At 68.8% G+C, this 12,532-nt stretch carries 13 protein-coding genes and 4 tRNA genes; 5 read left to right on the forward strand and 12 right to left on the reverse strand.

Annotated elements, in window-relative coordinates; genetic code table 11:
* Positions 1–26 precede the first annotated feature (26 nt).
* Both ACJH5R_RS02220 and ACJH5R_RS02225 read left to right on the forward strand, forming a co-directional pair.
* The gene (locus ACJH5R_RS02220; RefSeq protein ID WP_406756205.1) at positions 27–476 is read left to right on the forward strand and encodes a DUF5994 family protein; all 450 of its coding nucleotides are present in this window, start codon (positions 27–29) and stop codon (positions 474–476) included.
* A gap of 240 nt (positions 477–716) precedes the next feature.
* Positions 717–1,229 carry a cupin domain-containing protein gene (locus ACJH5R_RS02225; protein WP_406756206.1) on the forward strand — a complete coding sequence of 171 codons (513 nt, stop codon included), beginning with the start codon at positions 717–719 and terminating at the stop codon, positions 1,227–1,229.
* 45 nt (positions 1,230–1,274) lie between these two features.
* On the opposite strand, the gene ACJH5R_RS02230 is transcribed toward ACJH5R_RS02225, so the two are convergent.
* The 3 genes from ACJH5R_RS02230 to ACJH5R_RS02240 form a co-directional block, all read right to left on the reverse strand.
* Positions 1,275–1,348 (reverse strand) — tRNA-Phe (locus ACJH5R_RS02230).
* A gap of 32 nt (positions 1,349–1,380) precedes the next feature.
* A tRNA-Asp gene (locus ACJH5R_RS02235) sits at positions 1,381–1,454 on the reverse strand.
* A 43-nt stretch (positions 1,455–1,497) separates the two neighbouring features.
* Positions 1,498–1,570, reverse strand: a tRNA-Glu gene (locus ACJH5R_RS02240).
* Positions 1,571–1,704: 134 nt separating this feature from the next.
* Between ACJH5R_RS02240 and ACJH5R_RS02245 the strand changes: the two genes are divergently transcribed.
* Positions 1,705–1,780: transfer RNA gene (locus tag ACJH5R_RS02245), tRNA-Lys, on the forward strand.
* A 49-nt stretch (positions 1,781–1,829) separates the two neighbouring features.
* Here the strand turns inward: ACJH5R_RS02245 and ACJH5R_RS02250 are convergent.
* Genes ACJH5R_RS02250 through ACJH5R_RS02265 form a run of 4 tightly spaced genes read right to left on the reverse strand, consistent with a single transcriptional unit; the run spans position 1,830 to position 6,204 of the window.
* On the reverse strand, positions 1,830–2,744 hold the full coding sequence (locus ACJH5R_RS02250; protein ID WP_406781207.1) for a class I SAM-dependent methyltransferase: 915 nt from the start codon (positions 2,742–2,744) through the stop codon (positions 1,830–1,832).
* Positions 2,745–2,783: 39 nt separating this feature from the next.
* Complete coding sequence (locus ACJH5R_RS02255) at positions 2,784–4,115, reverse strand: amidohydrolase family protein (RefSeq protein ID WP_406781208.1); 1,332 nt, start codon at positions 4,113–4,115, stop codon at positions 2,784–2,786.
* A complete protein-coding gene (locus tag ACJH5R_RS02260; RefSeq protein ID WP_406781209.1) occupies positions 4,109–5,266 on the reverse strand; it encodes a CoA transferase in 1,158 nt (385 codons plus the stop codon). Before ACJH5R_RS02260 ends, ACJH5R_RS02255 begins: the two co-directional genes overlap by 7 nt.
* The gene (locus ACJH5R_RS02265; protein ID WP_406781359.1) at positions 5,263–6,204 is read right to left on the reverse strand and encodes an enoyl-CoA hydratase/isomerase family protein; all 942 of its coding nucleotides are present in this window, start codon (positions 6,202–6,204) and stop codon (positions 5,263–5,265) included. Before ACJH5R_RS02265 ends, ACJH5R_RS02260 begins: the two co-directional genes overlap by 4 nt.
* Positions 6,205–6,309: 105 nt before the next feature.
* Here ACJH5R_RS02265 and ACJH5R_RS02270 point away from each other — a divergent pair, with 105 nt between their 5' ends.
* On the forward strand, positions 6,310–7,821 hold the full coding sequence (locus ACJH5R_RS02270) for a class I adenylate-forming enzyme family protein (protein WP_406781210.1): 1,512 nt from the start codon (positions 6,310–6,312) through the stop codon (positions 7,819–7,821).
* Positions 7,818–8,120 (forward strand): hypothetical protein, encoded by a 303-nt coding sequence (locus ACJH5R_RS02275; RefSeq protein ID WP_406781211.1) that lies wholly within the window; start codon positions 7,818–7,820, stop codon positions 8,118–8,120. Before ACJH5R_RS02270 ends, ACJH5R_RS02275 begins: the two co-directional genes overlap by 4 nt.
* Before the next feature lie 4 nt (positions 8,121–8,124).
* Here the strand turns inward: ACJH5R_RS02275 and ACJH5R_RS02280 are convergent, their stop codons facing one another.
* The 5 genes from ACJH5R_RS02280 to ACJH5R_RS02300 form a co-directional block, all read right to left on the reverse strand.
* A complete protein-coding gene (locus ACJH5R_RS02280) occupies positions 8,125–8,862 on the reverse strand; it encodes a fatty-acid--CoA ligase (RefSeq protein ID WP_406781212.1) in 738 nt (245 codons plus the stop codon).
* 25 nt (positions 8,863–8,887) lie between these two features.
* Positions 8,888–9,403 (reverse strand): hypothetical protein, encoded by a 516-nt coding sequence (locus tag ACJH5R_RS02285; protein ID WP_406756566.1) that lies wholly within the window; start codon positions 9,401–9,403, stop codon positions 8,888–8,890.
* Positions 9,404–9,423: 20 nt separating this feature from the next.
* Complete coding sequence (locus tag ACJH5R_RS02290) at positions 9,424–10,038, reverse strand: TetR/AcrR family transcriptional regulator (protein ID WP_406781213.1); 615 nt, start codon at positions 10,036–10,038, stop codon at positions 9,424–9,426.
* Between the two features lie 185 nt (positions 10,039–10,223).
* On the reverse strand, positions 10,224–11,372 hold the full coding sequence (locus ACJH5R_RS02295; RefSeq protein ID WP_406781214.1) for an acyl-CoA dehydrogenase family protein: 1,149 nt from the start codon (positions 11,370–11,372) through the stop codon (positions 10,224–10,226).
* A gap of 10 nt (positions 11,373–11,382) precedes the next feature.
* On the reverse strand, positions 11,383–12,528 hold the full coding sequence (locus ACJH5R_RS02300) for a thiolase family protein (RefSeq protein ID WP_406781215.1): 1,146 nt from the start codon (positions 12,526–12,528) through the stop codon (positions 11,383–11,385).
* Between the last annotated feature and the right edge of the window lie 4 nt (positions 12,529–12,532).

Consider the following 12,532-nt stretch of genomic DNA (forward strand, 5'->3'; position numbering starts at 1 on the left):
TCCCAGAGGCAGCAAGAGCAGTTGCGATGATCTACCCGCTCGGAGGCGCACGCCATGCCCGTCCTATCCGGCTCACGCTGGCTCGCGAACTCGGCCACGACATAGACGGTGCTTGGTGGCCACATGCGGATCGCATCACCAACGAATTGCCGAACCTGGTGGCTATCCTGACTCCCCTGCTCGGAGACATCACCGCCATCAACGTGAACTGGTCCGCGCTCCAACGCCCCCCTGACCTGAACTGGCCGGGATGGGAAGGCAAACGCCAGCACGTAATGACTGTCAGCGGCGTGCACGCGCGCGCCAACCTGCTGGTCATCTCCTACGCGACCCACACCGCGCTCGCCTTGATGGTGATGCGCTCCGCCGCAGGCCTGCCGATCGCTGCCGTGGACCGCGACAAACTCGCGTGCTTGACGGCGGGATCAGTCCTGCGGCACGCCAGACAACAACGCGACCCTGCCTACGGTTGCTAGCCACCTGATACCGGGACGCTGACTGCCGTGGCGCGCCGACAACGCATCGGCGCCGATTGACCATGGTGGCCAGGGCCGGGATCGGCCGGCGACGTTCCGATTTTCGGCTCCCCGCGTCACCAGGTCGAGAAGATGCGCCCTGCGAACATCGAATCAGTGTGGGCGACGGCCAGGCAGGAATGTGATGGTCGGCGGGAGGGTTGCTGAAATAGTCTGTCCGCCAATCGGAAGGCCCTTGTTGTGGCACTTGAGCAGTTCACTCCCGGCGTGATCCCGATGGTCCGAGGCGATGAGCGCGAGGTGCTGCGCACGGCGGCCGGTGCCTCGACCGGATTGGTCATGGACTCCAATGCGACCGGCGGGGCGGCGAGCGTCTTGGACATCACCCTGGCCGTGGGCGCGGACGGTGCTGCCCCGCACTTCCACACGCGCTCCTCCGAACTGTTCTTCGTCGTGTCGGGTCAGATCGAATTCCTCGCCGGCGATCACGTGGAGACGTTGAAGGCCGGCGACACCGCCGTGGTCCCGCCGCTGATGCATCACGCGTTCGCCGCCAGCCCGGGCAGTGCGGCGCACCTCTACACCGTGCTCACGCCAGGAGCGCAGCGCTTCGGTTACTTCCGGCTGTTGGACGACATCTTCAACGGCAGAGTCGACCGCTCCAAGCTGGAGGCGGCGCAGGCCGACTACGACAACTGGTTTGTTGAGAGTCCGGTATGGGGTGAGGCGCGAGGCCTGACGACGCGCGGTTAGCCCCAGACAGCAAAAGAACCACCTGGCATCAGGTGGTTCTCATTGTGGCCAGGGCCGGGATCGAACCGGCGACCTTCCGCTTTTCAGGCGGACGCTCGTACCAACTGAGCTACCTGGCCGGAAGGCACCAGGTGCCTCGCCGTAATAAAAGCGACCCTGACGGGACTTGAACCCGCGACCTCCGCCGTGACAGGGCGGCGCGCTAACCAACTGCGCCACAGGGCCTTGCTTGTACTGCTTCACTCCCGGCGTTTCCGCCGCTTGCGAGTACCCCCAACGGGATTCGAACCCGTGCTACCGCCGTGAAAGGGCGGCGTCCTAGGCCACTAGACGATGGGGGCCAGAACCGAATCTCTCCGAGGCACTCACAACGTTTCACGTTGGGAGCTTGGCTAGCTTAGGGCACAGTGGCCCGAATCCTCAAACCCGGCCCCCATCCAGCACGATCGGGCAGGCAGTATTCTGTTCCAGCACGGCCCCTATAGCTCAGTTGGTAGAGCTACGGACTTTTAATCCGCAGGTCGCAGGTTCGAGCCCTGCTGGGGGCACCACACCAACGTCCATCCGCCACATCGACGGACCCACCCGCTGTGATCCGTTTCATACCGTGGGACCAGGCAGAACGGCGCTCAAGTAGGTCATGTCGTCGAACGCCACCGCCAGTTCGTCATCGCCGTACTCCAGGCCGCACTCGTCGTAGAGTTCGCGGACCTGGCGGCCCGTCACCGTCCAGCCGGCACCGGTCAGGTACTCGATGATGTGGTTGCGTTCGCCGTGGTAGATCAGGTCGCCGATCTCCACGTCGAACCCCAGCGCCGACATCTTCTCCCGGTGCTCACGCCAGGCCGGGCTGGCGAACACCGAGGTGTCGCTGATGAATTCGCAGGCCACCCGGCTGCCCGGTGCGCTCAGCGACTTGATGGTGTCGAACAGGGCGTCCTGGGCATCGGGCTGCAGGTAGATCAGCAGGCCCTCGGCGCTCCACACGGTCGGAGCCTGCGGGTCGAATCCGGCGGCCTTAAGGGCCGTCGGCCAGTCGTCACGCAGGTCGATGGCCACGGTGCGGCGCTCGGCGGTCGGCTCGGCGCCCAGGTCACGCAGCGTGGTGGTCTTGAACTCGATCACCTCCGGCAGGTCGACTTCGTAGACCACGGTGCCCGCCGGCCAGTCCAGTCGGTAGGCACGGGAGTCCAGGCCAGAAGCGAGGATCACCGCCTGGCGGATGCCGCTGCGCGTCGCCGACAGGAAGTGCTCGTCGAAGAATCGGGTCCGCACGCCCATGCCGTGGCCCATCCGGATCGGGTCGAACTCGCCGCCCTCGACGACGGGGATGTCGCCGTCGACCATCCGGGTGAAGAAGTCGATGCCCACCGCCCGCACCAGCGGCGCCGCCCACGGGTCGTTGATCAGTTTGTCCGGTCCCGAGGTGGCCAGCGCGCGCTGCGCCGCCACCATGGTCGCCGTCGCCCCCACACTGGTGGCCAAGTCCCAGCTGTCACTATCCGTGCGCGTCATCGATGCCTCTCCGAAAATTCTGCAAACTATCTAGCCAGGCTACCGACCACCGTGGACCACCGCACCGGCGACAACCGTCACCGCCACCAGCCCGGCGTCGAGGGCGACCGGATCACCGGCCAGCAGGCACAGGTCGCCGGGCTCACCGACGGCGATTCGGCGCGGTGCCGCGGGCCGATCGGCCCGGCCGGTGAACCCGCGCAGCGCGACACTGGGCGAGATCCGCTCCCCCGGCCCCAGCACCGCGCCGCTGGGCGTGGTCCGGTGCACCGCGGCACGCATCGCGGCCCAGGGGTCACCGTCTCCGAAGGGCGTGTCGGTGGACAGTGCCACCGGAATTGCGTTGCGCTGCAATGAGGCAACCCGCCACAGTTCGTGGTGACGCTCGGGTTCGATGGTGGCGAGGTAGTCGTCGCCGCGTTCGGCGACGAAGTTCGGCTGGGTGACGACGACGATCCCCAGTGCGGCGAGATCGGCCAGCCGGTCGTCGGGCACGACCGCGGCGTGTTCGATGCGGTCGTCGGGGTGCGGCCCGGCGGCCTGCCAGGCGGCGATCGCGACGGTGATCTGGGCGTCGGTGACACAGTGCAGGGCCACCCCGTGGTCGCGAGCGTGGTTGTCGGACAACGCCTTTATCAGCGCATCCAGATCGAGGCGGTCGTCGTCGAGGATGATTTTGGCCGGCCCGACGGTGATCCCGGAGACAGCGGCGGCCCCAGCCGATGCCAGGCAGTGCAGCCGCTGCAGGAGCTGGCCGGCATTGTGGGCGGCGGCGAACGCGGCGATGTCGGCGTCGCCGTGGCCTGGGGTGGCGTCGGTGATTCCGGTGACGCCGCATGCTGCCAGCTGCCGGCTCAGCCGGGCCAGCGAGGGTTCGCGGTGCGGGAGGCGGGGCGCGGGATCGCCGTGGGCGCGCAGCAGCCGCCCGTCGGGGTGCTCGGTCATCCCGGTGCGGGCCAGACCGGCGGAGTTCAGCACCCACAGCGCGCCGCTGCGGTGCGCCACCCGCATCGGCAGCTGCGGTGAGAACCGATCCAGCAGTGCGGCGTTGAGCTCTCCGGCAACCGATTCGTGGTAGCCGTAGCCACGCACCCAACCGTCAGCATCGGGGGTGGCGGCCCGCAATGCGGCGGCCAGTTCGTCGAGGATGCGCACCTGCGGCGGTCCCAGGCATACCGAATCCAGCGCCGCGGCGGCCGATCGCAGGTGCACGTGGTGGTCGTGCAGCCCGGGAATCACGGTGGCGCCGCCCGCGTCGAGGACGTCTTCGCCGCGGTGCGCGGTCAATGCCGGTGCGATTTCCTCGATGGTGTCGCCAAGGCGGATGTCGACCCGTGCGCCGTCCAGCAGCACCGCGCGCTGGATCAGCACCGCGCCGCCACCAGGTCGCTGATTCGGGCGTTGTCGGCCCCCAGCGCCGGACCGGCGCCCTCAATAGGAGGACGTGGCGGCGCCAGCACCGGTACCTCACCGGCGGGAACACACTCCGGCAGCGCGGCATAGCCGGCGGCGACGGCGGCCAGCGCCAGCGTGATCACCTCGCCCCCGCCGCGGGCCAACGAATCGGAAACCGCCGCAGCGGCTTCGATGCCGGTCAACGGGTCGGCGATGGCGTCGGCGCAGAACACCTGGCCATCACCCACCAGGCCGCCGGCGACCGCGGCGTCGTCGCCGAACCCGGTGTAGCCGCTGGCGGCACCGTGCGCGGTGATCTGCAGCCATACCCGCCCGGGCCGGCCGGCCACGTCGAGCGGGCCCAGGCCGCGGCGGGCCAGTGCGGCCGGACGCGAGCCCTCCAACACCACATCGGCGACAGCCAGCAGCTGGGCGAGCACCTTGGCGCCACGATCGAAATCCAGGGCGCAGGAGAGCTTTCCGCCGTTCATCCAGTCGAAGAAGGCGCTGGGCCCGCCGCGGGTGCCGTCCGGACGCGTCGGGCTTTCCACCTTGATCACCGTCGCCCCGGCCTGGGCGAGCAGGCGCCCGCACAGCGGCCCGGCCCACAGTGACGTCAGGTCGACGACAAGCGCTCCGTGCAGACCGCGGACCGCGCCCGCCGGCCCCACTCGGCGCACCACCGGCGCGGCCGGGGCGGTCTCGCCCAACGCCGCGGCGGGCAGATCCAGCAGCCGCGCCCGCTGCACGACCTCGGCCACCGGCCGTGTCGAACACCACCCGGCGATCGCCACCCATGGCTCGCGGCACTCGGATTCGATCAGGGCAGGCACGGCGTCGAGGTCGTCGGCGCGAGCGAGCGTCAGCGCCCACCACCCGTCCGCGGCGGCCAGCAGCCGCGAGGCTCCCCCGGCCGATACCCGCCCGGCGCGCGTCCAGCCCAGCAGCCCGGCGCGGCCGGCCAACAGCTCCGCGGCGTCGGCCCGGACACCGGTCGCGGCGGTGAAGCGGCCCAGCACCTGCGTCGCGCGCGGCAGTATCGCGGCCCGGGAGAAATCCGGGCGTCCGTCAGGCTGCCCGGTCAGCCAGGCCAGCCCCGACGCGCCCCAGCCAGCCGCGGCCGTCACGTGACCTCGTCGACAAGGCCCCACCGCAGCGCGGTCTTCGCGTCAAGGGTGCGGCCGGACAGAATGAGATAGGCGGTACGCCACCGCCCGATCCGGCGGGTGACGCTGACGGTGCCGCCCGCACCTGGGATCAGACCCAGACTCAGCTCGGGTAGCCCCAATGTCGTGGCGGGGTCCGCGCGCACCCCGCCGCAGAAGGCGGCCATCTCCAGGCCGCTGCCCAGCACCTGGCCGTGAATCTCGGCCCGACAACGCGCGCCCAGCCGAGCGGTCAGCGCATCCAACGCCAGCGCCGGGCTGTGCCGGGTGCGGGCCAGATGCGCGCTGGCCACGTCGGTGAACCCGCCGAACTCGGCGAGGTCGCCACCGCTGCAGAACGACGGCCCAACACCACTGAGCACCACTTCGTCGATCGAGGGGTCGGCGGCGGCCACGGCCAGTCCATCGAGCAGGACCGCCCGGGTCGCGTTGTCGAAGGCGTTGTGGCGCTGCGGCCGGTTGAAGCGCAGTCGCAGGGTGTCGCCGTCGCGGTCGAGCAGCAGGGGATCGGCGACCTCCGACACGGCGGCCGGGCCGCGGGCCGCCAGCCAGCCGGCGAACTCCGGGCCGGCTTGCAGCACCGAGTAAGCCAGCGATTCGGTGACCACCCCGGACCGGGCCGGTGCCGCAGGGTCCACCGCGCGCAGCACGTCGTCGCAGATCGCCGCCGCCTGCGGCCAGCGCGCGCAGCGGTCCGTGATCTCGGCGAGCGCCTCGGGCACCGAGGCGACGGTGATCACCCGCCGATCCGTCGTCTCGGTCTCCGAGAGGGTGAAGGTGGCGTGCTGCAGCCAGTGGTCGCTGTGCGAAGTGTCGAAGCGAGCGCCTGCCGCGATGATGATCCCGGCGCCGGGCGCGGCGTCGGGCACAGCGGCGTCGAGGTCGATCGTTGCGATCATGTCGCACGTCAGCGTACCCAGCGGCGGTGTTGCCACAGCCCGTACGATATCGAAACTACCGAAAAATGATAATGTCGTTCTCATGGCGGTTCGGAGGGCGCAACGGTGAGTATTTCGCTGCTGCTGGAGATGGCGGTGTCCGCCGACCCGGATCGGGTCGCGGTCGTCTCCGAGACCACCCGCTACACCACCGCGGAGCTCAACGCCCTCGCCGATGCCGGGGCGGGAGTGATCGAGGAGACCGGCGCTGCCAGCGTGGTCTACGTCGGGATGGGCGGCGACATGCTGCCGCTGCTGTTGTTCTCCGCGGCGCGGTCCGGACGGCCGTTCGCGCCGCTGAACTACCGGCTCAGTGGCCAGGCGCTGCGGGAGCTGATCGAACGACTGCCACAGCCGCTGGTCGTGGTCGATAAGGAATACCGCGACATCCTCGGCGATATCGGTGTGGCAGTCATGGATTCCGACACCTTCTGCGCCCGCGCTCAGACCGCCACGCCCGCGGTGCAGTGGCCCGATCCCGACGATGTGGCAGTGGTGCTGTTCACCTCGGGCACCACATCCAAGCCCAAAGCCGTTGAGCTGACGCACAACAACCTGACCAGCTACGTGACCGGCACGGTGGAGTTCGACTCCGCCGATACCGGCGATGCCGCGCTGATCTGCGTTCCGCCGTATCACATCGCCGGCGTCGGCGCGGCGCTGAGCAACCTGTACGCCGGGCGCAAAGCGGTCTATCTGCGCCGGTTCAGCGCCGCGGAGTGGATCCGGCTGGTCAACACCGAGGCGGTGACCACCGCGACCGTGGTCCCAACCATGTTGGAGCGCATCGTCTCCGAGTTGGAGACCCGCCCCGCCCCGCTGGCCACCCTGCGCAACCTCGCCTACGGCGGCTCCAAAGTAGCGCTGCCGCTGGTGCGCCGGGCTCTGGATCTGCTGCCCGAGGTCGGCTTCGTCAACGCCTATGGCCTGACCGAGACCAGTTCGACGGTCGCGGTGCTGACCCCCGAAGACCACCGGACCGCCTATGCGTCCAGCGAGGAAGCCGTCCGCAAGCGGTTGGGGTCGGTCGGGCGCGCGGTGCCCGGGATCGAAGCCGTCATCCGCGACGATGAGGGCCGGGTGCTGCAAGCCGGACAACCCGGCGAGCTGTACGTACGCGGCGAACAGGTTTCGGGCAAATACACCGGCATCGGATCGGTGCTCGACGGCGAGGGCTGGTTTCCCACCCGCGACCTCGCGGTGCTCGACGAGGACGGCTACCTGTTCATCGTCGGGCGGTCCGACGACACCATCATCCGGGGTGGGGAGAACATTGCCCCCGCCGAGATCGAGGACGTATTGGTCGAACATCCCGAGGTCCGCGACGTCGCGGTGGTCGGCGCACCCGACCCGGAGTGGGGACAGATCATCGTCGCGTGCGTGGTGCCGGCACCGGGTGCGTCGCCGGACCCTGACGCACTGCGCGAGTATGTTCGACAACAGCTGCGAGGGTCGCGTACCCCGGACCGGATCGTCTTCCGGTCGGAGTTGCCGACCACCCCGACCGGCAAGGTGTTGCGGCGCGAGCTGGTCTCTGAAATCGAAGCACAGCACGCCAATATCGAAGGGGCGCAATGATCAAGTCCGGTACCCGCCTGAAGAGTCAGGTTTGCGACACCCAGGTCATCGTCGTCAAGACCGCCGACAGCCTCGATGACCTTCGTGCCGGTGGTGCACCGATGGTGCCGCTGGATGACGCGACGTCCGGCGGTGCAGCACTGGATCCGGACTACTCCGGCGGCGCGGTGATGGGCAAGCGCTACGTCGACGAGGCGGGCGCCGAGGTGCTGGTAACCAAGGCCGGCGCCGGAACCTTGAGCATCGGTACCGTGCCGCTGAGCATCAAGGAAGCCAAGCCGCTGCCGGCCAGCGACTAAGCGCTCAGCTCGCCGGCTCGCCGGCCGTTTCCGATTCGTCGCCGACGCGCATCAGGTGCGCCAGGCGACCGACGAACACCGGCGGATAGATCCCGACGCCGGCTCGGGTGATCCACTCGGAGGCGAACTCCGGTTCGTTGATCCACTGCCCGGCGCCGAGTTCGTCGTCTGCTTCTTGCAGCATGAAGATCTCGCGCGGATTGTCGAAGGCCTGGAATATCAGGATCTTCCGGATCCCGGCCGCGGTGAAGTGCTGCTCGGTGTCATGTACGTGGGAGATCAATGCCTGGGTGTCGCCGACTTCGGCCACGGCGGCGACTACGACACCCGGCGGTTCGGCGAGGCTCGCCGGAGTCGGCCCCCGGGCCGGCGGAGGCGAGACGAAGCCGGGACCGCCGAATGAACCGAGCGGTTCGGCGAGGCTCGCGGGTTCGGCGAGATCGATGCGTTCCACCAATGATCCGGCGAACACCGCCGGGATATCGCTGACGCCGACGGCGTCGAACCAGGCCATGAAGGCCTCATCGCGCAGCAGGTCGACCACCGGCTGCGCGGCATGGATCGCCATCACCGCCAGTACCCGGCCTGGATCCACCGACGAGGTGTAGACGAGGACGTGATGGGCGCCCAGGTGGGCAAGGCTGTCGCGGTGGCGCTGCATCAGCGGCCAGACCTTGGCCGGATCCGGCACCCGATAGTCGGTCACCAGCACCAGGGAGCGTGCCAGTGGGTCAGGCATCATGTCGGTCGCGCGCTGCCCGCGCCCTTCAACTGGCTGGGCTCAGGTCCGCCGCGACCGAGGTACACGCGGCCGGCCCACAGCGAAACGTCTCGATATGGGCGTCCCAGGCCTGGGAGCCCGCCGGGTCGATACCGGCCGCTCGCAGCGCCTGAGCCTTGAAGGCGCGAGCCGCCGCGCTGAGCCGGTGCTGACGGGCGTCGACGTCGCTGTCCAACTCGGCCGGCACATCGCCCCACAACGTCACCTCGGTGCTGCTGTGCTCCAGCGCGTCGATCACCCCCTGGCGCACCCGGGCGTGACCGTCGAACATCTCCGCGCACACCGCGATGGTCTGCGGGTGCGGCCAGTGCTCCCACTGGGTGAGCACCGACGCCAGGTCCAGCACCTTGGCCCCCAGGATCTCCAGGGGGCGGGTGTCCTCGGCGTCATCGATCAACACGGTGACGTCCCAGCCCGCGGTCGCACGGTCATAGAGCCAGCCGCCGGCGGCCATAACGACGTCGACGACGCTGCGCCCCACGATGTCGAACCGGTAGCGCATGTCCTGCTCCCCGGCCCCGGTCACCGCTGCGCGCCCTTTTCCTGAAGCGCGAAGTCGCGGGCCAGCGTTTCCGCGTACCCCGCGAACACCTCGGTCAGGGGAATTGATGGATCCAGCAGCCATGACATCTCCATTCCATTGATAAAGGCGATAATCTCCGCGGCCTTGGCAGTCGCGTTGAGGTCTGTGCGGTAGCGGCCGTCGTCCATGCCCCGCCGGATCAGGTCGGCGACGATCTCCAGCGCACTGCGGTACCGGTGCAGCATCCGGTCGTGCAGCGGCGCCTCGGGCAGGACGTTCTCAGCGAGCAACACGGTGAAGGTGCCGACCAGTTCGGGCGCCCGGGTGAACCGCTCGGCCACCCGCTGGATCTCCTCGATCAGGTCGCCGCTGCGGTCGGCGTGAATGTCGTCGTCGGCGTCGCGGGCGTCGAGCACCGCGTGCAGCAACTGCTCCTTGGACGCGAAATGGTGCAACAGGCCGGCCGCGCTGACGCCGGCGTTGCGGGCGATCTGCGCCAGTGAGGTGTTGCGCCAGCCATTGCGCGCCAGCAGGTGCTCAGCCGCCAGCAGAATCCGCTGCCTGCGGTCCTCGCCTTTGGCGAGAAGTGTGGCGTACGGCCGGGGTGACGTCACCGGTCTCCTTTGCTTAACCAACCAAGTGAACACACAGTAGGTTGGTTAGGCCTGCTGTGACAAGGGTCTCATCCAACTAATTTTTTGGCGGAGCTCTCACCGAGCGTGAAGTTGGCTTCACGCTCGACGTTTGAGCGTGAAGCTGCCTTCACGCTCGGGCGGAATCCGGGGTGTGTTTCCCGCCCTCACAAACCCAGCGATTTGGCGACGATCATCTTCATCACCTCGCTAGTCCCGGCATAGATCCGGGCCACCCGCGCATCGGTGTAGAGCCGGGCGATCGGGTATTCCATCATGTAGCCGTAGCCGCCGAACAGCTGCAGACAGCGGTCGATGACCCGGGCCTGCATCTCGGTGCAGAACAGTTTGGTCCGGGCCGCGTCCGCACCCGACAAAATGCCCTCGACGTGATCGGCGACCGCCCGGTCGAGCATGCACTGGGCCGCCTCGATCTCGGTGGAGACCGCCGCCAACTCGAACTTGGTGTTCTGGAACGAGGCGACCGGCGAGCCGAACACGTTGCGGTTCTGCACGTAGTCGATGGTCGCGGCCAGCGCCGAACGGGCTTGGGCGACCGACCCGACCGCCACCGTGAGGCGTTCCTGGGCGAGATTGTGCCCCAGGTAGCTGAAGGCCTCGCCGTCGGCCCCCAGCCGGTTGGCCGCCGGAACCCGCACGTCGGTAAAGGACAGTTCGGCGGTGTCTTGGACCTTGCAGCCCATCTTGTCCAGTTCGCGGCCGCGCTCGAAGCCGGGCATGCCGCCCTCGACCACCAGCAGGGTCAGCCCGCGGCGACGGTTGTCGGGGTCGGTTGAGGTGCGGGCCACCACAATCACCAGGTCGGCCTGGATACCACCGGTGATGAAGGTCTTGGCCCCGTTGAGGATGTAGTCCTCGCCGTCTAGGACCGCGGTGGTGCGCATTCCGGCCAGATCCGATCCGGTGCCGGGTTCGGTCATCGCGATCGCGGTGAGCAGCTTGCCGGCCGCCATACCGGGGAACCAGCGCGCCCGCTGTTCGTCGTTCGTGTAGTGCAGGAAGTACGGCAGGATCACCTCGAGTTGGGTGCGCACCGTGGACAGCGTGACCAGGGCGCGCGCGGCTTCCTCCTGGAGCACCACGTTGTAGCGGTAGTCCTCGACGCCCGCGCCGCCGTATTCCTCGGGGATGGCCATGCCCAGCATCCCGAGCGAGCCCAGGTGCTCGAACACCTCGCGGGGCATCCGGCCGGCCTTCTCCCAGTTGGGGTATTCGGGCACCACGTGCTTCTCGACGAAGTCGCGGGCCAAGGCACGGAATGACTCGTGGTCCTGCGTGAACAGATCGCGCCGCATGGAAAGTCCCCTAACCGACCAGCTCGACGATCGTGGCGTTGGCGGTGCCGCCGCCCTCGCACATGGTCTGCAGGCCGTAGCGAATCCCGTTGGCGCGCATGTGGTGAATCATCCGGATCATCAGCACCGCTCCCGATGCACCGAGCGGGTGACCCAGGGCGATCGCACCGCCGACCGGGTTGAGGCGCTTGGGGTCGGCGCCGGTCTCGGCCAGCCACGCCATCGGCACCGGGGCAAAGGCCTCGTTGACTTCGAAGACACCGATGTCGTCGATGCTCAGTCCGGCGCGCTGGAGCACCTTCGCGGTGGCCGGGATGGGCCCGGTGAGCATCAGGACCGGGTCGGCGCCGGTCACCGCGCCGGCGGTGTAGCGCACCAGCGGGGTCAGCCCGCGCCGGGCGGCCTCGTCCTCGCTCATCACCAAAAGCGCTGCGGCGCCGTCGGAGATCTGCGAGGAGTTGCCGGCGTGGATCAATCCGTCCTCGCGGAAGGCCGGCTTGAGCCCGGCCAGCTTCTCGGCGGTGGTGCCGCGGCGGATGCCCTCGTCGGCGTCCACCACCCCGCCGTCGGTCGCGACCGGGACGATCTGATCGCGGAATGCACCGGCGTCCTGCGCGGCGGCGGCCAACTCGTGTGAGCGCGCCGAATACTCATCGACCTGGGTGCGATCGAAACCCCACTTCTCGCAGATCATCTCGGCGCCGACGCCCTGGTTGAACTGGAATCCGTCATAGCGGGCCAGTGCTTTCGGGCCGAAGGGTTCGCCGGTGGCCCGGGCCGCGCCGAGCGGAACCCGGCTCATCACCTCAACACCGCCGGCGACCACGATGTCCTGTTGGTCCGACATCACCGCCTGCACGGCGAAGTCCAGCGCCTGCTGACTGGAACCGCAGGCCCGGTTGACCGTGGTTGCTGGGACGTGTTCTGGCCAGCCCGCGGCCAGCACCGCGTATCGGCCGATGTTGGAGGACTGATCGCCGACCTGCGACACGCAGCCCCACACCACGTCGTCGACGACGCCGGGGTCGGTTCCGGTGCGCTCCATCAGTTCGCCCAGCACGATCGCGGACAGGTCCGCGGCATGGGTGCCGGCCAGCCCGCCGTTACGCTTTCCGACGGGGGTGCGCACCGCGCCGACGATCACCGTGGGTCGCATCTGA

This window comes from Mycobacterium sp. SMC-19, assembly GCF_045310815.1.
Taxonomy (GTDB): domain Bacteria; phylum Actinomycetota; class Actinomycetes; order Mycobacteriales; family Mycobacteriaceae; genus Mycobacterium.

What these genes read in the sequence shown, in the direction of transcription:
- ACJH5R_RS02295 (WP_406781214.1), bottom strand. Translation starts at nt 11,372, where the DNA reads ATGCGGCGCGATCTGTTCACGCAGGACCACGAGTCATTCCGTGCCTTG.
- ACJH5R_RS02300 (WP_406781215.1), bottom strand. Translation starts at nt 12,528, where the DNA reads ATGCGACCCACGGTGATCGTCGGCGCGGTGCGCACCCCCGTCGGAAAG.
- ACJH5R_RS02265 (WP_406781359.1), bottom strand. Translation starts at nt 6,204, where the DNA reads ATGATCGCAACGATCGACCTCGACGCCGCTGTGCCCGACGCCGCGCCC.
- ACJH5R_RS02280 (WP_406781212.1), bottom strand. Translation starts at nt 8,862, where the DNA reads ATGATGCCTGACCCACTGGCACGCTCCCTGGTGCTGGTGACCGACTAT.
- ACJH5R_RS02285 (WP_406756566.1), bottom strand. Translation starts at nt 9,403, where the DNA reads ATGCGCTACCGGTTCGACATCGTGGGGCGCAGCGTCGTCGACGTCGTT.
- ACJH5R_RS02220 (WP_406756205.1), top strand. Translation starts at nt 27, where the DNA reads ATGATCTACCCGCTCGGAGGCGCACGCCATGCCCGTCCTATCCGGCTC.
- ACJH5R_RS02275 (WP_406781211.1), top strand. Translation starts at nt 7,818, where the DNA reads ATGATCAAGTCCGGTACCCGCCTGAAGAGTCAGGTTTGCGACACCCAG.
- ACJH5R_RS02250 (WP_406781207.1), bottom strand. Translation starts at nt 2,744, where the DNA reads ATGACGCGCACGGATAGTGACAGCTGGGACTTGGCCACCAGTGTGGGG.